The organism is Geobacillus sp. LYN3, from assembly GCF_003064505.1.
Lineage (GTDB): Bacteria > Bacillota > Bacilli > Bacillales > Anoxybacillaceae > Parageobacillus_B > Parageobacillus_B toebii.
Genome location: NZ_QCWL01000001.1, coordinates 585,869 through 608,186, shown reverse-complemented (window position 1 = coordinate 608,186; position 22,318 = coordinate 585,869). Strand labels below are relative to the sequence as shown.

The following is a 22,318-nucleotide window of genomic DNA, read 5'->3' as shown; positions in this document are numbered from 1 at the left end:
TCTCTCACACTCCTAACCCGTTCATCATCATTTCAATCGTCGCTTGCAATGGTTTCGCTAAAATATGCGGATATACGCCGATCATCACAATCAATGCGAGCAATACGAACACCGGAATCGCTTCCGCCAGGCTCATATCAAGCGCTTGTACATCATCGCGCTTGGAGGCGCCAAACGTCATGTTCAATACGGCGCGAAGCAGGTAAACCGCGGTCATGATAATGCCGAGCGCACCGATCGCCGCAACGACCGGCTCTGTTTTAAACAAACCTAAAAATGCGGTAAACTCACTTACAAACCCAGACATTCCCGGCAATCCGAGCGACGCCATCGCTCCTGCCAATAAGCATCCCGCCGTCAGCGGCATCACTTTCGCCAGCCCTCCTAAACGGTCGATCATCGTCGTACTCGTTCGTTCGTATAAAATGCTGACGAGCAAGAACAGCAATGCGGAAATAAATCCATGGGAAACAGCCTGGAAAATCGCCCCTTGAATCCCTGCTTCATTCAGAGCTCCCAATCCAATGAGCACAATTCCCATATGGGAAACACTCGAATAGGCAAGCACCATTTTAAAATCGTCTTGGACGAACGCTAAAAACGCTCCGTACAATAAGTTGACAACCCCTAAAATCGCAATCCAAAAAGCGAAATCGCGGAATTGATCTGGGAATAAACCGATGCCGAACCGAATCAAACCGTACGCCCCGATTTTTAATAACACGCCGGAGTGCAGCATCACAATCGACGGCGGCGCTTGTACGTGCACCCGCAAAATCCAGCGGTGAAACGGAACGATCGGCAGCTTAATCCCAAATGCGATCAACAATGCAATAAACAATCCTAAGCGCAAATCGTTTGAAATCGGCGCGACAAGCTGCGCCTCGACCGCCGGGTTATGAAGCATTTCTTTTACCAACTCGATATTGGACGTCCCGGTGCGGGCAAATAAAACGATAATGGCAATCAGTAAAATCGCCGAACCAATCCCGTTGTAAAGCAAGTAGCTGTATGCGGCGCGCTCCCGTTCAAAACCGCCCCATTTTCCAACTAAAAAGAACATCGGAACGAGTGTGATTTCTAAAAAGATAAAGAATAAAATCATATTTCCTGCCGCAAACACGCCAAGCATGCCGATTTCTAATAGAAGAAAGAGCATGAAATAGCCTTTCCACTCTTTTTTGATATGAATGGAGGCGACGGCGGCAAGCGTCGCCAATAGCGACGTAAGCACGATCATGACAAGCGAAAAGCCGTCGATGCTCAGCTCATAACGGATGGCGAACGTGGACTCCGTTAAAAACGGAAAATCCGCGAAGCGAACCCAATCGTGTTTTTCTGCCAAATGTTCCAGGCGGTAGCCCCGCAAATATTGTACAAAGGCAAATAGCGATAAAATCAGCGATGGCAGCGTAGATAAAAAACCGAGCCATTTTATCGTCCGCTCTTGCGTTTTTGGTACAAACGCAAGCAAAAGAATGCCAACAAGCGGGGAGAAAACGAGAAGGGAGAGAAAATACGTTCCATTCATTATAAATACCCCCCTGTGAACGCGAGAATGACGACGAGAAGCGTAAGGCCGATCAACGTCACCGCGCCATACATTTGAACTTGCCCGTTTTGCAGCCGCGATCCGATTGAACCAACCGTGTTTACTGCCGCTGCAACGAGACTGGCCATTCCCTCTACGATAAAGCGATCAATATAATAGAATAATAGACTAATGGCGTTTGCCGCATAGCCAACCGTCCACGCATAACATTCATCGATGTAATATTTATTCCATAACACGTTGTACGCAAACGGAACGCGCGAGCTAAGCCAATCTCTCGCAAGCGAACGTTTTCCGTACATCAGCCACGCGAGGAAAATGCCAAGCAACGAAACGATGGCAGCAACGACCATAATCCAGCTTGGCGCTTCTTTGTGAGCATAATGGCCATCTGTCAGCCAATCGCCGAGAAATGTCCCGAACCATGGAGTATGAATGTACCCGGAAATGACGGCAAGCACGGCCAAGACGAGCATCGGAAACGTCATAACCGCTGGCGATTCATGAATTTCCTCCGCTTCATGCCGCCCCTCGCCGCTAAAGACAAGGAAGAAGAGACGGAACATATAAAACGCGGTGAAAAACGAAGCAAAAACCGCAATCCAGAATAAAACGACATGACCATTCGTCCAAGCGGCGGCAAGAATTTCATCTTTGCTAAAGAATCCTGATAAAAGCGGGACCCCGCTGATGGCCAGCGTTCCGACTAGAAATAGCGGCGCGGTAAGCGGCATTTTCCGCCAAAGTCCGCCCATTTTTTCAATGTCTTGCGTGCCGACGGCATGAATGACGCTTCCTGCCGCTAAAAACAAGAGCGCTTTAAAAAATGCATGTGTCGTCAAATGGAATATTCCCGCTACATAGCTTCCCGAACCGAGTGCAAGCATCATGTAGCCGAGCTGGCTTACCGTTGAGTAGGCAAGCACGCGCTTTATATCGGTTTGCACAAGTCCAATCGACGCCGCAAAGATCGCCGTAAATCCCCCGACAACCGCGACCGTCAGCATCGCCGTTTCGCTTGCTTCGTATAACGGGAACAGCGCAGCCACTAAATAAACCCCTGCAGCTACCATCGTGGCCGCGTGGATCAACGCCGAAACTGGCGTCGGACCTTCCATGGCATCTGGAAGCCACGTATGAAGCGGAAACTGGCCAGATTTTCCGATCGCTCCCACGAAAATGAGAATCGCCGCTAGGGTCACCATCGTCTGCGACAGCGTTCCGTCTTGCACGGCTTTAAAAATGTCATCATATTCAAAACTGCCCACTTGCCAGAATAATAGAATCATGCCGATAAAAAAGCCGACATCGCCGATCCGCGTCATAATAAACGCTTTTTTCGCAGCCGCTTTCGCTTCTTCTTTATAGAAATAAAATCCGATTAATAGAAACGAACCAAGACCAACCAGTTCCCAAAACATATACGTCTGCAATAAATTCGGCGAAACGACAAGACCGAGCATCGCAAACGTGAACAGCCCTAAATACGCATAGAAAACCGAGAACCGCTCATCGCCGCGCATATACCCTTTTGCATACATATGTACTAAAAAGCTAACGAGGGAGACAACGACAAGCATTAATGCGTTTAGCGCCGTCACCTCAAATCCAGCTGTCAATTTCGTGCTGCCGATCGCAAGCCATACTTGTTCTGCTTTGTAAGTCGAACCACCAATGCGGTCAAACAGCACAGCGACAGAAACAAGGAAAGAAATGAACGTCGCTAGTATTCCAACATAAGCACTCGCTTCTTTCATTCGTTTTCCGAAAAGCAGCAATAAGAAAAAGGAAAACAGCGGAAAAAGCGGCACAATCCAAGCCATTTCCATCATGGTATCACAGTCCCCTTTTGATCAAAGAGCTTGAAGAGCTCTTTGCATTTTCTTGCTTTAATGCTTCATCGAATCGATTTCATCGATATGAACGGTTTTGCGGTTGCGATAAAGCGCCATTAAAATCGCGAGTCCCACCGCGGCTTCAGCAGCTGCCACCGTGATGGTAAACAGGGCGAAAATTTGTCCGGCAATACCGGGATGAGCCCCGTATTTCGCAAAAGCGACTAAATTAATATTGACGGCATTCAGCATTAACTCAATACAAATGAGCACAATCACTGTATTTCGTTTGGTGAGCGCTCCATACAGCCCAATGCAAAACAAGATGAGCGCAAGTACCAGATATACGGATAATGGAACGGAGCTCATTTTTTTGGCGCCCCCTTATCATTTTTTTTCGCTAGTATAATCGCGCCGACAAGCGCCACAAGCAAAATGATCGATGTAATTTCAAACGGAATGATATAATGAGAATATAGGGCGAGGCCGATTTGTTCCGTATTGTTTTCATGGAGATTTGCGGCTTCCTCGCCAAAATCAAGCTGATAAATGCCGAGATAAACGGCGATGCCAAAGGCAAAGACCGCGATGGCGGTGAATGTTTTTCGCCAAAATCCGCCTGTTGTCGTTTCTTCTTTTTCTTCCTCCCGATGGCGCGTCAACATGATGCCAAACAGCATGATAATGGTAATGGCGCCAGAGTAAATAAGCACTTGCACAGCAGCAATAAATTCCGCTGATAAGAGCACGTAAAGGCCCGCGATGCTGATGAACGTAAACACAAGCGCGATGACCATATGAACGACTTTCGTTAAATTCAGCATGAGCACTCCGCCGATGATTGCGACGAGGGCAAGCACTAAAAAGGCGAGATATTCTCCGCTCACGGCTTATTCTCCTTTCGGACATTGGCGTCGTTTTCATCGAGCCATGCCAAATCTTTATAAAGGGCATCGCGGCTATATTCCGCCAGCTCAAAATTGTTCGTCATGACGATGGCTTCTGTCGGACATACTTCTGTACAAAGGTCGCATAAAATGCAAATTTCGAAGTTAATGCTGTACGTATCAATGATTTTCCCTTTTTTCGTCGGATCCGGATGCTTTTTTCCTGTCAATTGAATACAGTCTGTTGGACAAATATTAGCACATTGATTGCAAACAATACATTTTTCGGGATAAAATTTTTGAATGCCGCGAAACCGATCTGGAAGGGGAAGCGGTTCATTCGGATAGTCGTACGTTACTTTTTCCCGAGTTAAATTTTTCAGGGTATATGCCAACCCTTTGGCTAAACCGATCATGCATGCCACCCCATTCTTATTAGAAAAATAGTTCTTGTATCAGCGCGGTAACAAAAATATTTGCAAGCGCCACAGGAAACAATACTTTCCATCCTAATTCCATGAGCTGGTCCGCTCTAAGGCGCGGAAATGTCACACGGAACCAAATCAGGACGAAAACAACGATGCTGAATTTTAACGCAAACCAAACCGCTCCTGGAATGAAATCTAAAAACATCACCGGGTGCCATCCACCTAAAAATAATATCGTTGTAAGCGCTGCCATAGCAAAAAGATACACATATTCCGAAAGCATAAAGAATGCCCAACGAAAACCGGAATACTCGACATGAAACCCGGCAACAAGCTCTGATTCCGCTTCCGGCAAGTCGAATGGAGTGCGGTTTAACTCCGCGACAGCAGCAATGAAAAATACGATAAACGCAATTGGCTGTATGAAAATATACCATACATCTTTTTGCGCTTCGACAATATCGTTTAAATTTAAACTGCCCGTTAGCAAAACAACGCCAAGCACAGACACAACAAGCGGAATTTCATAGGAAATCATTTGTGCTGCCGCACGCATTGCGCCGATGAGCGCATATTTATTGTTCGATGCCCATCCGCCGGCCACAACGCCGATCGTCGTCAGTCCCGAAACGGCAATGTAATAAAGCAGGCCAACGCCGATATCGGCAAATTGAAATGCGTCAGTAAACGGCAATGTCGCCAATACCATAAACGCCGGCGCAAAAGCGATAATCGGCGCTAAAATGAATAACGGCTTGTCAGCAGCTTTTGGAATCGTATCTTCTTTTAAAAGCAGCTTTAATACGTCCGCGACCGTTTGCAATAGCCCCCATCGGCCTCCGACTTGGTTCGGGCCGTAACGGCCTTGCATAAATCCCATGACTTTTCGTTCCGCTAAAATGCCATACGTCACAAAAGCAAGAACGGCAAACAACAAGGCAAGACCAAGTCCGAAGAAGATCACGAGATTCGTCCAGCTTGGAGCAGAATTCAGCAATTGTTCCATCATCCGTCGACCTCCCCGAGCACAATATCAATCGAGCCAAGAATCGCAATCACATTCGCAATATTTTCCCCTTTTAACAGTTTCGGGAGTATTTGCAAATTGTAAAACGACGGCCGACGGAATTTGATGCGGTACGGCTCTTTCTTTCCGTCGCTGGCGATGTAACAGCCGATTTCCCCGCGCGGTGATTCAATGCGGACAAATGTCTCTCCCGGCGGCGCTTTAATGATGCGCGGCACTTTCCCCATAATTTCTCCGCTTTTTGGAAATTGTTCACATGCTTGTTCGATGATTTTTAATGATTCTTCTATTTCCGCCAAGCGGCATTCATAACGGGCAAGGCAGTCTCCTTCTTCCCGCATCGGAATGTCAAAATCAAAACGGTCATAAATCGAATACGGCTCGTTTTTCCGTAAGTCCCATTTCACGCCGGTACAACGCAAGTTTACGCCGCTTAACGAATAATTGATCGCCTCTTCTTTCGTATATTTGCCAACACCGATGACACGATGGCGGAAAATTTCATTTCCTGTCACAAGGTCATGATAACCAGCGAGTTTTTCCCGCATATACGGGACAAATTGTTTTACTTTTTCAATCCATCCATCCGGCGCATCCCATTTCACGCCGCCGACGCGCATGTAATTGAACGTCAGTCGCGCCCCTGACAACTCGTTTAATAGATTAATAATCATTTCCCGCTCGCGGAATGCGTACAAAAACGGGCTTGTGGCACCAAGGTCGAGCAAATACGTCCCCCACCAGACAAGATGGCTGGCGATTCTGCCAAGTTCCATTGCCAAAACGCGCAAATATTCCGCTCGTTCCGGAACTTCAATGCCCATCATTGTTTCCACTGCATGACAAATAACATAGTTATTGGTCATTGCCGATAAATAATCCATCCGGTCCGTATACGGGATGATTTGCGTATATTGTAAGTTTTCTGCTAACTTTTCCGTTCCGCGGTGGAGGTAGCCGATGACAGGTTTCGCTTCTTGAATGATCTCTCCATCTATTTTTAAAATGAGGCGGAAAACTCCGTGTGTACTCGGGTGCTGCGGTCCTACGTTTAAAATCATTTCTTCCGTCCGAAGCATAGTTATACCTCCGCGTCGTATGGTTCATAATCTTTGCGAAGCGGATATCCGACCCAATCTTCTCCTAAAAAGATACGGATTAAATTCGGGTGCCCTTTAAAGCGGATTCCTAATAGGTCGTACGCCTCGCATTCCGGCCAATTTGCCCCCTGCCAAAGCGGAACGAGCGAATCAATCTCCGGCTGGTCGCGGTCGATTTTCACTTTTAATGCGACAGCTTGTTGTTTTTTATAAGAATATAAGTGCACATATACTTCCATATGTGTTTGGAAATCCGTTCCATGCAACTCCGACAAATAATCAAAACTAAGCTGTTCGTTATATTTTAGAAACTCGGCGATTTTGTAATATGTATCCTTTTTTGCGACCAATGTCGGAACATCTTTGGAAAGGCGGTTAATATAGGCATCTTCTAGCACATCTTCGCCGAGATGTTCGCGAATCACTTTGACGTATTTATCAAGAAGCGGCTGATTTGGCGATGGAGTTTCTTCTTTTTTCACTGCTGGCTCCGAATCTCCTGCGGCTTTCGCTTTCGCCGCAGCCGCTGCTTTGGCTTTTGCTGCCGCTGCTGCCTTTGCTTTCGCTTTTGCGAGATCATCATCGTTTTCGCCAGCGGTGCCGCTTGCTTGTTGTTTTGCCAGCGCTTTTGCTTTGGCTTTTGCAGCGGCTGCCGCCTTCGCCTTCGCTGCCGCAATCGCTTTTTGTTTGGCAAGGTCATCTTCCGCTCCGTCGCCCGCTGCTTCTTTTGCCTTTTGCTTCGCTAGCGCCGCCGCTTTGGCTTTCGCTGCCGCTGCTGCTTTCTTCTTCGCAAGCGCCAGATCATCTTCGGCTGTTTCTTGGTTTTCTCCTTCTGCCTGCTGCGCTTCTTTTGCTTTTTGTTTCGCCAACGCCGCTGCTTTGGCTTTCGCCGCCGCTGCTGCTTTCTTCTTCGCAAGGGTGAGATCATCTTCGGCAAGTTTTTCTTCGGTTGGAACTTTTGGTTCTTCGAGCGGCTGTTCAGTTTGTTCAGCGGCTCGTTTCGCCGCTAATCGTTCGCGAGCCAACTGTCTCGCTCGCTCTGCCGCTTCTTTTTTCCGCTGCTGTAAATCTTTTTCTTCACTCATCGATTACAGCACCTTCTTCCCCGTCTTTGCTTCATAACGAATTTTTTCTTTTAATTTATTAATCCCGTAAATTAACGCCGCTGGATTCGGCGGGCAACCAGGAATATATACATCAACTGGTACGATTTGATCTACTCCTTTGACGACGCTATATGATTTCACATACGGCCCCCCTGCCGTTGCGCATGACCCCATGGCAATGACCCATTTTGGTTCTGGCATTTGATCATATAAACGGCGGATGATTGGCGCCATCTTTTTCGTCACCGTTCCGGATACAATCATGACATCAGACTGTCTTGGAGACGCACGGAAAAAGGAGCCGAACCGGTCTAAATCATAATGAGCTCCACCGACTCCCATCATTTCAATCGCGCAGCAGGCAAGACCGAACGTTAACGGCCATAGAGAATTGCTGCGGGCCCACGCCTTTAATTGTTCCAGTGTAGTGAAAAACACGTTGCGCTTTAACTCTTCCGTATCTCCTTCCGGTACGTCCAACCATTTTACATCCATTGTAACACCTTCTTTTTCCAAGCATAGACAAGCCCAAGAACGAGCATCAACACGAAAATAATCATTTCCACTAAAGCGAATAATCCTAGTTTGTTATAAGCGACTGCCCATGGATATAAAAACACTGTTTCGACATCAAAAATGACAAATAATAGTGCAAACATATAGTAACGAACTTGAAACTGAACACGCGAGTCATGGAACGGATTGTTACCGCTTTCATAAGTCGTTTGCTTTGCCTCACTCGGAACGTGTGGACGTAGAAATCGTCCTATTGTTAATGCGCCAACAGGAAGCAAAATGCCGATACACAAAAATACAAAAACAATCACATAGTTATTAACGTATACGTTCCACAATATGCCGTTCGCTCCCTTCATTATTATGCTACTTTATATTGTTTTGAAATATTACACAATTACGAATTATCCCAGTGCCATTATAACATTTATATCCAGAAGTGTCGACAGACCATCCATTTTTACTTATAACGACAGCGATAACAATAAAAAAAGACGGGGGAAACGATTTCCTCCCGTCTTTTATTTCATGTTTGCTACGTTTAAGCGGTTAATCGCCCGTTTTAGTGCCAGTTCCGCACGTTTAAAGTCGATATCATCCTGCTTGCTTTGCAGACGCCGTTCCGCGCGTTCTTTCGCCGCTTTTGCACGTGCTACATCGATATCTTCCGCTTTTTCCGCTGATTGTGCCAAAATCGTCACTTTATCAGGACGAACTTCGAGAAATCCGCCGCTGACAGCGATATACTTTGTTTCTCCGCCTTTTTTAAGACGAACCGCACTGATCTCAAGCGGAGCGACAAGCGGAATGTGTCCTGGCAAAATTCCAAGCTCTCCGCTTTTTGCTTTCGTGCTTACCATCTCTACGTCCGCTTCATATACCGGGCCATCAGGAGTAACGACACTGACCTTGATCGTTTTCATCATGAAATCCTCCTATGTCCCTCAATTAAACTTCTACGCCCATTTGCTTCGCTTTTTCAACAACTTCTTCAATGCGCCCTACTAAGCGGAAAGCATCTTCTGGAATGTGATCGTATTTTCCTTCCAAAATTTCTTTGAAGCCGCGAACTGTTTCTTTAATAGGCACGTAAGAACCAGGTTGGCCTGTAAATTGCTCCGCGACATGGAAGTTTTGCGATAAGAAGAATTGAATGCGGCGAGCGCGATGAACGATGAGTTTATCTTCATCGGATAGCTCATCCATACCGAGAATCGCGATAATATCTTGCAATTCTCTATAACGTTGCAATGTTTGTTGCACTTTGCGCGCTACTTGGTAATGTTCTTCACCAACGATTTCAGGCGCAAGCGCGCGAGATGTGGACGCAAGTGGATCCACTGCTGGATATATACCCATTTCCGCAAGTTTCCGCTCTAGGTTCGTCGTTGCGTCCAAGTGAGAGAACGTTGTTGCTGGCGCTGGGTCTGTGTAGTCGTCCGCTGGTACGTAAATCGCTTGAATCGATGTGATAGAACCAGTGGCTGTAGAAGTGATCCGTTCTTGCAATTGACCCATTTCTGTCGCAAGCGTCGGTTGATAACCTACGGCAGAAGGCATGCGGCCTAATAGCGCCGAAACCTCAGAACCAGCTTGCGTGAAACGGAAAATGTTGTCGATAAAGAGCAGCACGTCTTGTCCTTGCTCGTCACGGAAGTATTCCGCCATCGTTAATCCTGTCAACGCTACGCGCATCCGCGCACCAGGCGGCTCGTTCATTTGTCCGAATACCATCGCCGTTTTGCTGATAACGCCGGAATCTTTCATTTCATGGTAAAGGTCGTTCCCTTCACGAGTGCGTTCCCCTACGCCGGCGAATACGGAAATACCACCGTGCTCTTGCGCAATGTTATGAATAAGTTCTTGGATTAAGACCGTTTTTCCTACACCAGCACCGCCGAATAGACCGATTTTTCCACCTTTAATGTATGGAGCAAGCAAGTCAACGACTTTAATACCTGTTTCCAAAATTTCTACTTCTGTTGCAAGCTCTTCGAATTTTGGCGCTGGACGATGGATTGGGTCACGACGCGCATCATCTGGAATTTCCCCTTGCATGTCGATCGGTTCCCCTAAGACGTTGAATACGCGGCCAAGGGTAACTTCTCCGACTGGAACGGAAATTGGCGCACCTGTGTCAATGACTTCCATTCCACGAATCAATCCGTCTGTCGATGCCATTGCAATCGTACGAACCGTATCATCGCCAAGATGAAGTGCTACTTCTAATGTTAAGTCGATGTCGACTTCATTTTCATTACGCGCTTTATGTTGAATCTTCAAAGCGTTGTAGATCGCAGGAAGATGTCCGTTTTCGAACTTTACGTCTACAACCGGACCCATAACTTGAATAACGCGTCCTTTTGTCATCGTTTTCCCTCCTAACTTGCTAGTTGGACAGCAGTACCTATATAGTGAAACTTGAAAATTCTACTTTTGCGATCTATTTTTTCGACTGCGCTTATGCGTGACGAAGGCAAGTTATCGACTTGCCTCCGACAGTCGAAAATTCTTTCGATAAGATGAAATATCAAGTTGCGTTTATATAATTGCAGCTTCCAATTTACCGTTATTGCAACGCGTTTGCTCCCGCCACGATTTCCGTAATCTCTTGGGTAATCGCTGCTTGACGAGCACGGTTGTAGGAAAGAGTAAGCGTACGAATAAGCTCGTGCGCGTTGTCCGTCGCGTTTTTCATCGCCGTCATCCGCGCTGCATGCTCGCTTGCCTTCGCATCTAACAGCGCACCGTAAATAAGACTTTCGGCATATTGCGGCAAAAGCACATCTAAAATTTCTTCTTGAGAAGGTTCAAATTCATACGTTGTCCGTTGTTTGTTATCGACTAAATCCGTTAACGGCAACAGCTTTCTTTCTGTCACCTCTTGTTGGATCGCACTGACGTAATGGTTGTAGTACATATACAACTCATCAAACGTACCATCCGCAAACAATCCGACCGCCTTATTCGCAATTTCTTTAATATCCGCAAAAGACGGTTGATCCGGCAGCCCAGTAATATTTAAAATGACCGGGAAATTTCTCTTTTTGAAAAAGCTTAAACCGACACGTCCAATGACAATAATCGCATATTCATCTGGAGATTGATGGCGCTGTTGAATCGTTTGGTACACAGTGCGAAGAACGTTGCTGTTATACGCTCCCGCCAAGCCGCGATCCGATGTGATCACTAAATAGCCTGTCTTTTTCACCGGGCGCGTCACTAGCATCGGATGTGTCGCATTGCCGGCACCAAGGGCGATGTTCGCAACGACTTCTTGCATTTTATCCATATATGGAACAAACGATTTCGCGTTCATTTCCGCGCGGTTTAACTTCGAAGCGGAAACCATCTCCATCGCCTTCGTAATTTGGCTTGTTTTTTTCGTCGCGTTGATGCGCTTCTTAATGTCGCGTAAGGATGCCAAAGGTTTCACCACCTTTTTTATGCACGAAATCTAGAATAGAGGAGGAACAGAAGCCGTCATCCTTCTGTTCCGTCCTGCTTTATTGAGAAACAACAAACGTTTTCTTGAACGCTTCGATCGCTTTGTTGAAATCTTCTTCGTTTGGAAGTTCTTTTGTTGTACGAATATGTTCAAGCAAGTGTTGGCCGTTTTGGTCGAGCCATAAGAAGAATTCTTTTTCAAAGCGGCGAATATCTTCGACTGGAATGTCGTCTAAGAAACCGTGAGTAAGCGCGTAAATGATCGCCACTTGTTTTTCTACTGGAATCGGTGCATGCAAGTCTTGTTTTAACACTTCTACCGTACGAGCACCGCGTGCGAGCTTTGCTTGCGTCGCTTTATCAAGGTCTGAACCGAACTGTGCGAACGCTTCAAGTTCACGATACGCCGCTAAGTCAAGGCGAAGCGTACCCGATACTTTTTTCATCGCTTTAATTTGTGCCGCACCACCGACGCGGGATACGGAAAGACCAGCGTTAATCGCCGGGCGAACGCCGGAGAAGAACAAATCAGATTGCAAGAAAATTTGCCCGTCTGTAATGGAGATGACGTTCGTCGGAATGTAAGCAGAAATGTCACCAGCTTGCGTTTCGACAAACGGAAGCGCTGTTAACGAACCGCCGCCTTTGGCATCGCTTAATTTTGCTGCGCGCTCTAAGAGGCGAGAGTGCAAGTAGAAGATATCCCCTGGATATGCTTCACGGCCTGGTGGACGGCGAAGCAATAGTGACAACTCACGGTAAGCCGCCGCTTGTTTTGATAAGTCGTCATAAACAACAAGCACGTGCTGACCTTTATACATGAAATATTCGCCCATCGTTACACCGGCATATGGCGCAAGGAACAATAGTGGCGCTGGTTGTGATGCAGATGCCGTCACAACGATCGTATAATCTAGCGCACCGTGTTTCCGCAATGTTTCGACAACCGTGCGGACCGTTGATTCTTTTTGTCCGATCGCAACGTAAATACAAATCATATTTTGATCTTTTTGGTTGATAATCGTGTCGATCGCAATCGATGTTTTCCCTGTTTGACGGTCTCCGATGATTAACTCACGTTGACCGCGGCCGATTGGCACCAATGCGTCAATCGCTTTAATCCCTGTTTGCAGCGGTTCATGAACCGATTTACGGTCCATAACACCTGGTGCTGGGCTTTCAATTGGACGGGTTTCTGTCGTTTCGATTGGGCCCAAACCATCGACTGGTTGTCCTAGAGGGTTAACGACGCGGCCAATTAACGCTTCACCGACAGGCACTTCCATGATACGTCCTGTACGGCGCACTTCATCGCCTTCTTTAATCCCTGTATATGGACCTAAAATAACGATACCAACGTTGTTTTCTTCTAAGTTTAGCGCCATTCCCATGACACCGTTGGAAAACTCGACAAGTTCCCCAGACATTACGTTGTCCAAACCATGGGCGCGCGCGATACCGTCACCAATTTGAATTACCGTACCGACATCGCTTACTTGAATTTCAGACTCATAGTTTTCGATTTGCTGCTTAATGAGCGCGCTTATTTCTTCCGCTCTGATGCTCATTCATTTCACCCCTATCTTCAAATCTTAGCCGATAAGCTGTCGTTGAATTCGTTCTAATTTTCCGCTGATGCTGCCATCGTAAATGCGGTTGCCGATGCGCAGCTTCACGCCGCCAATTAAGCTTGGGTCGACGATATTTTCAATGTGAAGCGTCGTTTTGCCCATTTTTTTCGCAAACACATCCGAAAGTGCGCGTTTTTCCTCTTCCGTTAGCGGACGAGCCGAATATGCGGTCGCCTCAGCGACGCCACGAGCTTCGTTCACCAAATGGATAAACTGCTCTGCAAGCTGTGGAACGATATCAATGCGATGACGTTCCAACAAAAGCAGCAATGTATTTCGTAACGGGCTTGACACCGCCGCGAACGTTTCTTTTATTAACGCTTTTTTCTTTTCCAATGATAGCTTCGGGTATGTCAATAGCGATAAGAATTTATCGTTTTCAGCAAACACTTGCCAAACGGCGCGAATTTCTTCCTCTAATTGATCAAGAAGCTGCTTTTCCGTGGCGATTTGAAAAAGAGCTAACGCATATCGCTTTGCTATGATTTCTTTGTTCATCGCCCTTCTCCTACCTCTTGAATGTACTCGCTAATCAACTTCGCTTGATCTTGCTCGGTTAACTCTTTTTCAATCACTTTGGAAGCAATTAATACAGATAGTGAAGCAACTTGTTCTCGCAACGCGGCCATCGCTTGTTCTTTTTCGCGTTCGATTTCTTTTTTCGCTGTCTCTTTTAAACGCTCTGCTTCCGCACGGGCAGACGCGATAATTTGCTCTTTTTGCTCCTCAGCCATTTTGCGCGCGTTTTCAATGAGCTCCTGCGCCTCTTGGCGAGATTGCTTCATTAGTTCGCGCTGTTCTTCCAATAGCTTTTCCGCTTCTTTGCGATGTTTTTCCGCTTGTTCGATTTCGTTTGCAATATGCTCTTCGCGCTGTTTCATCACGCCCATTAATGGACCAAACGCGTATTTACGGAGCAATAACATTAATAATAAAAACATAATTAGCTGGAATAACATATCGCCGCCGTTGAATCCATGCCCAGCAGCCCCTAATGCAAAAAAGTTTGCCATTACGCGTTTCACTCCCTTCAAGAGTCGCCCTCTAGACCTATTTTTCTCGCTTTTTGAGCGTCATTGTTATCTTTTACGATGAAATGAACATAAAGGAATGGCGAAGGTTCGCATGGAATGATCTTCGCCATCATTGAACGATTTTGCTTGTCCTATCGATTTTTACGTTGCTTGCCAACGTTGATGAACAAGCGCTACGCAAAAATTAGCGCCCTTGAACCATAAAGGCAATAACAACCGCAATAATCGGAATCGCTTCGACTAACGCAACCCCGATAAACATTGTTGTTTGAAGCATACCGCGCGCCTCTGGCTGGCGTGCGATCCCCTCTACTGTACGAGATACGATTAAACCGTTACCAATACCTGCACCAAGTGCAGCTAAACCAATTGCGATTGCTGCAGCTAATACACCCATTGAAAAGTCCTCCTTTTAGTATTTATTGAAATTTATTGAAGTTGTTTTTATAAAAAATTAATGGTCATGACTCACTTTGTGCGCCATATAAACCATTGTTAACATCGTGAAAATGAACGCTTGGATGGCGCCAACGAAAATACTGAACGCTTGCCAAGCGATCGTTGGAATGATCGCTGCGATCGTACCGCCAACGCCAGTAGCCAATCCACCCGCCAATAAAGCAAGCAAAATTTCTCCAGCATAAATGTTCCCGTATAGACGCAAACCTAATGTTAATGTGTTAGCAAACTCTTCGATAATTTTAAGCGGGAATAAAATCCACATTGGACTGACAAAGCCTTTGGCGTATTCTTGGAATCCACGAAGTTTGATGCCGTAATAATGCGACAGCGCAACAACCATAATCGCCAACGTTAATGTGATCACAGGGTCTGCTGTCGGTGATTTCCACCATAGCTTTCCATCGATGACGATAGAGAACGGAAAACCGAGCATGTTTGCCACAAAAATATACATGATTAAGGTCATGCCCAGTAGATGAAAACGCCCCCCCGTTTTCCAGTCCATGTTGCTTTTGATGATTCCCTTGACAAAGTCGACGACCCATTCAAGGAAATTTTGCATTCCCGTTGGCTTCATCGAAAGATTGCGCGTAGCAGCAACGGCAATGATGAACACAATCACGCTAGTGATCGTTATCATCAAAACGTTGGCTAAGTTAAAGGTAAGTCCTAGAAATTCATATAAAGGAGCTTCATGATGCACTAGTTACCACCTCGCTTCCTTGCCTCATTATGTATGTGCAGAAAATAATCTATTATAATGACAAAATAAGGTGTCATTAACCCCAATATGACAGGTGCAATGGAAAAATGGTTCGGAAATTGCAATACGACTAAAGCAGCAAGTGCCGCAAGCGCCATTCGTGAAAACGTACCTAGTGAGCGAACACGCTTCCCTTCCGCTACGGCTCGTCCAAATTTCATTACTCGGCTGGCTAATAACCACACACTATAAAATCCTATAGATGTTCCGAACAGCAAGCTCAAAAATAATGTTTTATACTCTGTCATCCCCCAGCCTGCCGCATACATCAAAAGGAGAAACAACGAATATTTTCGCAAATTTCGCATTATATGTTCCATAATTCTATTATTCCCCTGAAAAAAATTGACGGATTGTTCTTAACATTGCAGAGATGCCCGCAGCTAGTCCAAGAAGGAGACCAATAATAAGAAAAAGAGGTTCGGAGTCAAACTTTCGATCAAGCCATCTGCCGCCGAATATACCAATTAAAACAGAACCAGCCAACTGAGAAACAATGGCAGACATCAAACCGATTGCCCGGAAAGGATAGCGTTGGTTTTGCCCCATATCGTTATAGTCCTCACATTCGTAAAAACTATCGTAAAAACTATGTATATAGTGTATCTGAAAACCTTATCATACATCCCCTGTCAAGCATACAATACCATGGGGTCGATGTCAATGTGTTTCATAGAAAAAAACTGTATTATAACAACGAAAATATTAATAATTTGTGACATTTATTAATTTTCTTTTCACTAAACTAGTGTATAATGATATATTTACTTTTTTAGACACAATTTTGTTTTTGATAAAAAAAGACGGCATCATTTCCACGAAATGATCCGTCCTTGAATGCCGTCCTATTTGGTGCCGAACAGGCGATCGCCGGCGTCCCCAAGTCCTGGGACAATATAACCATGATCATTTAGTTTTTCATCGAGCGCAGCGATATAAATGTCAACGTCCGGATGCGCTTTTTTCACCGCTTCAACGCCTTCCGGAGCGGCGATCAAACACATAAATTTAATGCTTTTCGCGCCGCGTTTTTTTAAGGCGTTAATCGCTTCTACCGCTGATCCGCCTGTCGCGAGCATTGGGTCCACAACAATAAAATCGCGCTCTTCTACATCGGTCGGCAGCTTCACGTAATATTCAACCGGTTTTAATGTTTCTGGGTCGCGATATAACCCGATATGGCCGACTTTCGCGGCTGGAATCAATTTTAAAATGCCATCGACCATACCGATTCCTGCGCGCAAAATCGGGATTACACCAAGTTTTTTGCCTGCGATTACTTTCGATTTTGCTTTGCTGACCGGTGTCTCAATTTCTACTTCTTCAAGCGGGAGATCGCGCGTAATTTCAAACGCCATCAACGTCGCCACTTCTTCGACAAGTTCACGAAACTCTTTCGTGCCAGTGTTTTTGTCGCGAATATATGTCAGCTTATGTTGAATAAGTGGATGATCGAATACATATACTTTTCCCATTTTGCACTCTCCTCTTTGTTTGCAGTTTACACTTCCATTAATTCTACCGAAAAATATACGTGTATTCAACTACAAACAAAAACGCGCCTCTAAAGACATTCGTCTTAGAGGCGCGTTTTTTGTCAACGATATAATGGGAATTTTTCCGTTAATGCCGCTACGCGTTTTCGCGCTTCTTCCAATTTTGCTCCGTCTTCGTGATGTTTTAATGTAAGACTAATAATGCTTGCGATTTCATCCATTTCTTCCAAACCGAATCCGCGCGTCGTTACCGCGGCGGTGCCGATACGGATGCCGCTTGTCACAAATGGGCTTTCCGGATCGTACGGAATCGTATTTTTGTTGACGGTGATACCGACTTCGTCCAACACTTTTTCCGCCACTTTTCCAGTGAGGCCAAGGGAACGTAAATCAATTAACAACAAGTGGTTGTCTGTTCCGCCGGAAACGAGTGTAAAGCCTTCTTTTTTCAATGCTTCCGCGAGGCGTTTTGCGTTGTTGATGATATTTTGCGCATATGTTTTAAAGCTGTCTTGCAGTGCTTCACCGAGCGCGACTGCTTTCGCCGCGATGACGTGCATGAGCGGTCCGCCTTGAATGCCTGGGAAGATCGCTTTGTCAATTTGTTTTGCAAACTCTTCTTTGCAAAGGATCATGCCGCCGCGCGGCCCGCGGAGCGTCTTATGCGTTGTTGTGGTCACAAAATGCGCATATGGCACCGGATTTGGATGAAGACCTGCCGCAACAAGACCTGCAATGTGCGCCATGTCTACCATCAAGTACGCCCCTACTTCATCAGCGATTTCACGGAAACGTTTAAAATCGATGATGCGCGGATAAGCGCTTGCCCCTGCTACAATCAGTTTCGGCTTATGTATGCGCGCTTTTTCAAGCACATCATCATAATCAATGACATGTGTTTCTGGATCGACACCATATTCGACAAAGTTATATTGAATGCCGCTAAAGTTGACTGGGCTGCCATGCGTTAAATGACCGCCGTGCGACAAATTCATCCCAAGCACCGTATCGCCATGTTCCAAAACAGTAAAATATACCGCCATGTTCGCTTGTGCGCCAGAATGCGGCTGTACGTTGGCATGTTCCGCGCCAAACAATTTTTTCGCCCGTTCGCGCGCGAGATCCTCGACGACATCGACATATTCGCAGCCACCATAATAGCGGCGGCCCGGATATCCTTCAGCATATTTATTCGTTAATACCGATCCTTGCGCTTCCATAACAGCGCGGCTGACAAAATTTTCTGACGCGATTAATTCAATTTTTGATTGCTGCCGTTTCAACTCATTTTGAATCGCTTCAAATACTTGCGGATCTTGTTGTGGCAAGTAGTTCATCACTAGCTCCCCCTCATTTCGAAATAATGAATATTCTTTTTTATTTTACCAGCTTTTTGCGGGTAGATTCAAAGAAAAAATGAACAAAATCATCAGGAAGTGCAAGAAGTATTCGGATTTTCTAAAGAGTAGACTGCGCGGGCGCCGCCGATCAGTTTCGGTCTCGTTTTTGCCAATGTCACATGGGCATGTCCCACTTGCTTTAACGACACGCGCACAGGAACAGCGACATGCTTTAAATGCATGCCGATCAATGTATCGCCGATATCAATGCCGGCATCTGCTTTAATAAATTCGACAACGACGGGATCGTTCATATGACGATACGCGTATTCAGCCATTGCTCCGCCGGCTGTTCGGACAGGGATGACCGAGACGATTTCAAGCTGACGGGACATGGCGGTCTGTCTTTCTACAACAAGCGCGCGGTTTAAATGTTCGCAACATTGAAACGCTAGCTGCACCCCTGTTTCCTCATGCCACTTTCTCAATTCGGCAAACAGCATTTCGGCGACTTCCGTTGAGCCAGCTGTTCCGATTTTCTCGCCGATCACTTCGCTTGTGCTGCAGCCGATGACAAGAATATGCTCGGATGAAAGCGGGACTTGCTTTCGAAATTCACGAATAATCGTCTGCCATTGCTGCTTCCATTCGGATAATGGGGAAGACATATTGACGATTCCTCCCATGTTATAAATGTTTGTTTTCATATTGTGTAATTTTTTCCACGCGTCGTGCGTGACGTCCGCCTTCAAATTCCGTCGTCAACCACACTTTCGCGATTTCACGCGCTAATCCTGGTCCAATGACGCGTTCTCCCATCGCTAATATGTTGCTATCATTATGCTGGCGCGTTAATTTGGCGCTATATACGTCGTGACAGAGCGCGCAACGAATGCCTTTTACTTTATTAGCGGCAATCGTCATGCCAATTCCGGTGCCGCAAATTAAAATGCCGCGATCCACTTCCCCGTTTGCGACTTTTTCCGCAACTGGAATAGCATAATCAGGATAATCGACCGATGTTTCGCATTCACATCCTAAGTCGATGTACTCGATCCCCATTTCGTCCATTAATTTTTTAATTTCTTCACGAATATGAATTCCGCCGTGATCAGATGCAATCGCTACTTTCATGTTCATTTCCTCCTTGTTTTGTCATATAGAAAAAAGCCGCCTTTCTATTCATTTTACATGTTTCCGATATAGAAGGCGACCTTTCTAATTTTATCTTGTACCAAATTGGTCGATCGTTTCTTTTAATTTTTTCGCTTGTTCCGCCAATTCTTCCGCTAGTTTGTTTACATGCTGAATAACAGAAGTTTGTTCTTGTGTTGCCGCCGTTACTTCCATCGCCCCAGCCGACGTTTCTTCGGCAATCGCCGCAACTTCTTGTGATTGAATCGATGCTTTTTCGATATGTGACATTTGTTCTTTCGCTAATTCCGCAATTTCATGGACGGAACGAACGACTTCGTGAATCGATTTGGTCATTTCCGCAATCGCGTCGTTCGTATCAGCGCCTTTTGCGGCTTCTTCATTCGCGGATTTTACTTGCTCATGAATTTGTGATACGACATGTGCGACTTCCTTTTGAATGTTTTGAATCAGCTCAGAAATCCCTTGAACCGCTTTTGCGCTCTCATCCGCAAGCTTCCGGACTTCTTCCGCGACAACAGCAAAACCTTTTCCATGCTCGCCAGCTCGCGCCGCTTCAATGGAGGCATTTAAGGCAAGCAAGTTCGTTTGCCCGGCAATATCACCGACTAGAGAGATAATGTTTTCCACTTCTTTCGCGTGTTGCTCCAGCCGCTCGACCGCACTTAAAGACGTTTGATTATTGCGCGCCAATTGTTCGATTCCGCTGACAAGCGAACTAATGACTTCACGGCTTTTATGTAATGTTGTCACCATTTCCTTCGCTAATTGTTCGGATTGATTCGCCTTTTGCTGCACTTGATTCGCAATGCGCAGCACATCATCCACCGACTCAGCAGCCGTTTGCATCGATACAGCAGAGTCATTCGCGCCTTTAGAAATTTCTTCAATCGTGTGGGCAATATCTTTCGAACGCTCTGCCGCAACAAGGGAAGCGTTCGTAATTTCCACGACTTTCTCATTCGTGCGAGAAAAATTATCTTCAATATTTTTCACAATTGTTCGCAAACTTCGCAACATTTCATTAAAAGCAATCCCTAATGAGCGGATTTCATCATCTAATTTGGGCAACGGAACATCTTCATTAATTTGTCCGCTTGCTGCTTTGATTGCCGCCTGTTCTAACCGATGCAACGGCTTTACGATCAATCCTGATGCCATGTATGCAAGCAAGCCTGACCAAATGATTCCAAGCAATAGTATAATAATGGTAAACGCGCTTTTGTTCATCGAAGTGAAGAATAAATCATACAAAATATAAATAAAAAACGCACTCGTCGAATATGTAATAAGCGCTAACACGGTTGTAAACACAACAAGCTTTAGCCGTAAACTAAAGCGATATCTCTTTTTTCGCTTTTCCATTCCCTATATCCCCCTACTGATTTCCCCCAAGCTTACATACAAGATGATCAATCAGATTTTCCAGCTCATCTCTCGTCTTGCGATACGTTTCAACAGAACCGCCAAATGGATCGGATACGTCCCCTTGTTTTCCGAAAACAAATTCTTTGAGAGTGAATGTTTTCTCTTTCGCTTCTGGAAATCTTTCAATGATTAACTGCTTATGCCCAGCCGTCATGGCAAAAATATGCGTCGCCCAATCGATATCTTCCTTTTTTAGCAATGACGAACGATGTTCTGCTTCAATTCCTTTTTCTTTCAACACCGTTTTTGCGTGAGGCGAAGCATCGCTTCCTTCCGCAGCAAACACCCCCGCTGATTTCACCTCCAAATCTGGCAATTGTTTGCTTTTTAATAACGCTGCCGCCATCGGGCTGCGGCATGTGTTTCCCGTGCAAACAAATAAAATGCGATGCGACATACAAACACCTCTTACCGTTCATAACTCGACTAACGTACAAATTAATTATAATAAAAATTACCAGCAAAATATAGTGTCAAAAAAGCGGCCCAAAACGTTCAAACTTCTTTTTGGAGCAGCTCTTTTGTTTTTTAGTGAGCAGCAGCCAACTTAAAACGAAAATAATAGTTTCAGCCCAAACGCTAACAAAATACTGCCGCCAAGCGCCTCACTGTAAGCACCAAGCCATTGTTGGAAATGACGCCCTAACATTAATCCCATCCACGTCAACACCGTGCTGAAAAAACCAAACAATAAAATCGTAAGCAATATTCGCACGCCGTAAATGCCGAGACTAAGCCCGACAGAAAAGCTGTCAAGGCTCACACTAAAAGCAAAAAAAATAAGTCCTATTCCCATTGGCGAAACAAACCTATCGCTTTCCTTTTTAAAGGATGTAACAATCATTTGAATTCCTAACAATAGCAGCAACGCCCCTCCGATATAAGAGGCGATGCTGCCAAATTGGTATGATAAAAAGCGGCCGAGGAACATTCCTAAAAACGGCATAATAATATGAAAAAGCCCAATCATAATGCCTATGTAAAAAATTTGTTTTAATTGCAATCGAAACAACCCCATGCCTAATGCGACGGAGAATGCATCCATTCCTAATGCAAACGCCATCATCGATAGTGCCACAAGTTCGCCGATGAACATCTTCATTTGATTTCC

General features: G+C 45.5%; 27 protein-coding genes. All 27 read right to left on the bottom strand.

From position 1 onward, the window contains the following. Window positions 1–4: 4 nt before the first annotated feature. Window positions 5–1,531, bottom strand: coding sequence for an NADH-quinone oxidoreductase subunit M (locus tag DCC82_RS03155; RefSeq protein WP_097354009.1), 1,527 nt, complete (start codon window positions 1,529–1,531; stop codon window positions 5–7). After that, on the bottom strand, window positions 1,531–3,384 hold the full coding sequence (nuoL, locus tag DCC82_RS03150; protein ID WP_097354008.1) for an NADH-quinone oxidoreductase subunit L: 1,854 nt from the start codon (window positions 3,382–3,384) through the stop codon (window positions 1,531–1,533). The genes DCC82_RS03155 and nuoL overlap by 1 nt, the downstream gene beginning before the upstream one ends. A 57-nt stretch (window positions 3,385–3,441) precedes the next feature. Next, window positions 3,442–3,756, bottom strand: coding sequence for an NADH-quinone oxidoreductase subunit NuoK (gene nuoK, locus DCC82_RS03145; RefSeq protein ID WP_015865301.1), 315 nt, complete (start codon window positions 3,754–3,756; stop codon window positions 3,442–3,444). Beyond that, window positions 3,753–4,274, bottom strand: coding sequence for an NADH-quinone oxidoreductase subunit J (locus DCC82_RS03140; protein ID WP_062678121.1), 522 nt, complete (start codon window positions 4,272–4,274; stop codon window positions 3,753–3,755). The genes nuoK and DCC82_RS03140 overlap by 4 nt, the downstream gene beginning before the upstream one ends. Then, window positions 4,271–4,690, bottom strand: coding sequence for an NADH-quinone oxidoreductase subunit NuoI (gene nuoI / locus DCC82_RS03135; protein WP_015865303.1), 420 nt, complete (start codon window positions 4,688–4,690; stop codon window positions 4,271–4,273). The genes DCC82_RS03140 and nuoI overlap by 4 nt, the downstream gene beginning before the upstream one ends. A 19-nt stretch (window positions 4,691–4,709) precedes the next feature. Then, window positions 4,710–5,711 (bottom strand): NADH-quinone oxidoreductase subunit NuoH, encoded by a 1,002-nt coding sequence (gene nuoH, locus DCC82_RS03130; RefSeq protein WP_097354007.1) that lies wholly within the window; start codon window positions 5,709–5,711, stop codon window positions 4,710–4,712. Then, window positions 5,708–6,808 carry an NADH-quinone oxidoreductase subunit D gene (locus tag DCC82_RS03125; RefSeq protein WP_097354006.1) on the bottom strand — a complete coding sequence of 367 codons (1,101 nt, stop codon included), beginning with the start codon at window positions 6,806–6,808 and terminating at the stop codon, window positions 5,708–5,710. Before DCC82_RS03125 ends, nuoH begins: the two co-directional genes overlap by 4 nt. A gap of 2 nt (window positions 6,809–6,810) precedes the next feature. Then, window positions 6,811–7,914: an NADH-quinone oxidoreductase subunit C gene (locus DCC82_RS03120; RefSeq protein ID WP_097354005.1), complete on the bottom strand. Its 1,104-nt coding sequence runs from the start codon at window positions 7,912–7,914 to the stop codon at window positions 6,811–6,813. Between the two features lie 3 nt (window positions 7,915–7,917). Then, window positions 7,918–8,430, bottom strand: coding sequence for a NuoB/complex I 20 kDa subunit family protein (locus tag DCC82_RS03115; protein ID WP_015865307.1), 513 nt, complete (start codon window positions 8,428–8,430; stop codon window positions 7,918–7,920). Continuing rightward, the gene (locus DCC82_RS03110) at window positions 8,421–8,789 is read right to left on the bottom strand and encodes an NADH-quinone oxidoreductase subunit A (RefSeq protein WP_015865308.1); all 369 of its coding nucleotides are present in this window, start codon (window positions 8,787–8,789) and stop codon (window positions 8,421–8,423) included. Before DCC82_RS03110 ends, DCC82_RS03115 begins: the two co-directional genes overlap by 10 nt. Before the next feature lie 183 nt (window positions 8,790–8,972). Continuing rightward, window positions 8,973–9,374, bottom strand: a complete 402-nt coding sequence (locus DCC82_RS03105) for a F0F1 ATP synthase subunit epsilon (RefSeq protein ID WP_041269767.1) — start codon at window positions 9,372–9,374, stop codon at window positions 8,973–8,975. A 25-nt stretch (window positions 9,375–9,399) separates the two neighbouring features. Continuing rightward, on the bottom strand, window positions 9,400–10,821 hold the full coding sequence (atpD, locus tag DCC82_RS03100; RefSeq protein WP_015865310.1) for a F0F1 ATP synthase subunit beta: 1,422 nt from the start codon (window positions 10,819–10,821) through the stop codon (window positions 9,400–9,402). Window positions 10,822–11,020: 199 nt separating this feature from the next. Further along, entirely contained in the window at window positions 11,021–11,878 is an 858-nt protein-coding gene (locus tag DCC82_RS03095; protein ID WP_015865311.1) for a F0F1 ATP synthase subunit gamma, read from the bottom strand. A 79-nt stretch (window positions 11,879–11,957) separates the two neighbouring features. Then, entirely contained in the window at window positions 11,958–13,466 is a 1,509-nt protein-coding gene (gene atpA / locus DCC82_RS03090; protein WP_015865312.1) for a F0F1 ATP synthase subunit alpha, read from the bottom strand. Between the two features lie 24 nt (window positions 13,467–13,490). Then, a complete protein-coding gene (locus DCC82_RS03085; RefSeq protein WP_015865313.1) occupies window positions 13,491–14,027 on the bottom strand; it encodes a F0F1 ATP synthase subunit delta in 537 nt (178 codons plus the stop codon). Then, complete coding sequence (gene atpF, locus DCC82_RS03080; protein ID WP_041269768.1) at window positions 14,024–14,542, bottom strand: F0F1 ATP synthase subunit B; 519 nt, start codon at window positions 14,540–14,542, stop codon at window positions 14,024–14,026. Before atpF ends, DCC82_RS03085 begins: the two co-directional genes overlap by 4 nt. 205 nt (window positions 14,543–14,747) lie before the next feature. After that, window positions 14,748–14,960 (bottom strand): F0F1 ATP synthase subunit C, encoded by a 213-nt coding sequence (gene atpE, locus DCC82_RS03075; protein WP_003253662.1) that lies wholly within the window; start codon window positions 14,958–14,960, stop codon window positions 14,748–14,750. 57 nt (window positions 14,961–15,017) lie between these two features. Further along, window positions 15,018–15,728 (bottom strand): F0F1 ATP synthase subunit A, encoded by a 711-nt coding sequence (atpB, locus tag DCC82_RS03070; RefSeq protein WP_108430232.1) that lies wholly within the window; start codon window positions 15,726–15,728, stop codon window positions 15,018–15,020. Further along, on the bottom strand, window positions 15,728–16,108 hold the full coding sequence (locus DCC82_RS03065; protein ID WP_041269769.1) for an ATP synthase subunit I: 381 nt from the start codon (window positions 16,106–16,108) through the stop codon (window positions 15,728–15,730). The genes atpB and DCC82_RS03065 overlap by 1 nt, the downstream gene beginning before the upstream one ends. Before the next feature lie 7 nt (window positions 16,109–16,115). Continuing rightward, a complete protein-coding gene (locus DCC82_RS03060) occupies window positions 16,116–16,337 on the bottom strand; it encodes an AtpZ/AtpI family protein (RefSeq protein ID WP_015865317.1) in 222 nt (73 codons plus the stop codon). Window positions 16,338–16,633: 296 nt separating this feature from the next. Next, complete coding sequence (upp, locus tag DCC82_RS03055) at window positions 16,634–17,263, bottom strand: uracil phosphoribosyltransferase (RefSeq protein WP_015865318.1); 630 nt, start codon at window positions 17,261–17,263, stop codon at window positions 16,634–16,636. Between the two features lie 122 nt (window positions 17,264–17,385). Next, the gene (gene glyA, locus DCC82_RS03050) at window positions 17,386–18,621 is read right to left on the bottom strand and encodes a serine hydroxymethyltransferase (protein ID WP_015865319.1); all 1,236 of its coding nucleotides are present in this window, start codon (window positions 18,619–18,621) and stop codon (window positions 17,386–17,388) included. A gap of 92 nt (window positions 18,622–18,713) precedes the next feature. Continuing rightward, window positions 18,714–19,292: a TIGR01440 family protein gene (locus DCC82_RS03045; protein WP_015865320.1), complete on the bottom strand. Its 579-nt coding sequence runs from the start codon at window positions 19,290–19,292 to the stop codon at window positions 18,714–18,716. Between the two features lie 19 nt (window positions 19,293–19,311). Then, the gene (gene rpiB, locus DCC82_RS03040) at window positions 19,312–19,758 is read right to left on the bottom strand and encodes a ribose 5-phosphate isomerase B (protein WP_015865321.1); all 447 of its coding nucleotides are present in this window, start codon (window positions 19,756–19,758) and stop codon (window positions 19,312–19,314) included. A gap of 90 nt (window positions 19,759–19,848) precedes the next feature. Then, complete coding sequence (locus DCC82_RS03035; RefSeq protein WP_097354003.1) at window positions 19,849–21,144, bottom strand: methyl-accepting chemotaxis protein; 1,296 nt, start codon at window positions 21,142–21,144, stop codon at window positions 19,849–19,851. Window positions 21,145–21,157: 13 nt separating this feature from the next. Further along, a complete protein-coding gene (locus DCC82_RS03030; protein WP_015865323.1) occupies window positions 21,158–21,604 on the bottom strand; it encodes a low molecular weight protein arginine phosphatase in 447 nt (148 codons plus the stop codon). Between the two features lie 150 nt (window positions 21,605–21,754). Further along, entirely contained in the window at window positions 21,755–22,309 is a 555-nt protein-coding gene (locus DCC82_RS03025) for a manganese efflux pump MntP (RefSeq protein ID WP_015865324.1), read from the bottom strand. Window positions 22,310–22,318 lie beyond the last annotated feature (9 nt).

Coding starts and splice junctions, on each gene's coding strand:
- DCC82_RS03030 (WP_015865323.1), bottom strand. CDS start 21,604: ATGTCGCATCGCATTTTATTTGTTTGCACGGGAAACACATGCCGCAGC.
- DCC82_RS03155 (WP_097354009.1), bottom strand. CDS start 1,531: ATGAATGGAACGTATTTTCTCTCCCTTCTCGTTTTCTCCCCGCTTGTT.
- glyA (WP_015865319.1), bottom strand. CDS start 18,621: ATGAACTACTTGCCACAACAAGATCCGCAAGTATTTGAAGCGATTCAA.
- DCC82_RS03065 (WP_041269769.1), bottom strand. CDS start 16,108: ATGGAACATATAATGCGAAATTTGCGAAAATATTCGTTGTTTCTCCTT.
- DCC82_RS03125 (WP_097354006.1), bottom strand. CDS start 6,808: ATGCTTCGGACGGAAGAAATGATTTTAAACGTAGGACCGCAGCACCCG.
- nuoL (WP_097354008.1), bottom strand. CDS start 3,384: ATGATGGAAATGGCTTGGATTGTGCCGCTTTTTCCGCTGTTTTCCTTT.
- DCC82_RS03060 (WP_015865317.1), bottom strand. CDS start 16,337: ATGGGGCAAAACCAACGCTATCCTTTCCGGGCAATCGGTTTGATGTCT.
- DCC82_RS03120 (WP_097354005.1), bottom strand. CDS start 7,914: ATGAGTGAAGAAAAAGATTTACAGCAGCGGAAAAAAGAAGCGGCAGAG.
- atpF (WP_041269768.1), bottom strand. CDS start 14,542: ATGGCAAACTTTTTTGCATTAGGGGCTGCTGGGCATGGATTCAACGGC.
- atpA (WP_015865312.1), bottom strand. CDS start 13,466: ATGAGCATCAGAGCGGAAGAAATAAGCGCGCTCATTAAGCAGCAAATC.
- atpE (WP_003253662.1), bottom strand. CDS start 14,960: ATGGGTGTATTAGCTGCAGCAATCGCAATTGGTTTAGCTGCACTTGGT.
- atpD (WP_015865310.1), bottom strand. CDS start 10,821: ATGACAAAAGGACGCGTTATTCAAGTTATGGGTCCGGTTGTAGACGTA.
- nuoH (WP_097354007.1), bottom strand. CDS start 5,711: ATGATGGAACAATTGCTGAATTCTGCTCCAAGCTGGACGAATCTCGTG.
- upp (WP_015865318.1), bottom strand. CDS start 17,263: ATGGGAAAAGTATATGTATTCGATCATCCACTTATTCAACATAAGCTG.
- DCC82_RS03105 (WP_041269767.1), bottom strand. CDS start 9,374: ATGAAAACGATCAAGGTCAGTGTCGTTACTCCTGATGGCCCGGTATAT.
- DCC82_RS03085 (WP_015865313.1), bottom strand. CDS start 14,027: ATGAACAAAGAAATCATAGCAAAGCGATATGCGTTAGCTCTTTTTCAA.
- nuoK (WP_015865301.1), bottom strand. CDS start 3,756: ATGAGCTCCGTTCCATTATCCGTATATCTGGTACTTGCGCTCATCTTG.
- DCC82_RS03035 (WP_097354003.1), bottom strand. CDS start 21,144: ATGGAAAAGCGAAAAAAGAGATATCGCTTTAGTTTACGGCTAAAGCTT.
- nuoI (WP_015865303.1), bottom strand. CDS start 4,690: ATGATCGGTTTAGCCAAAGGGTTGGCATATACCCTGAAAAATTTAACT.
- DCC82_RS03115 (WP_015865307.1), bottom strand. CDS start 8,430: ATGGATGTAAAATGGTTGGACGTACCGGAAGGAGATACGGAAGAGTTA.
- DCC82_RS03025 (WP_015865324.1), bottom strand. CDS start 22,309: ATGAAGATGTTCATCGGCGAACTTGTGGCACTATCGATGATGGCGTTT.
- DCC82_RS03045 (WP_015865320.1), bottom strand. CDS start 19,292: ATGTCTTCCCCATTATCCGAATGGAAGCAGCAATGGCAGACGATTATT.
- rpiB (WP_015865321.1), bottom strand. CDS start 19,758: ATGAAAGTAGCGATTGCATCTGATCACGGCGGAATTCATATTCGTGAA.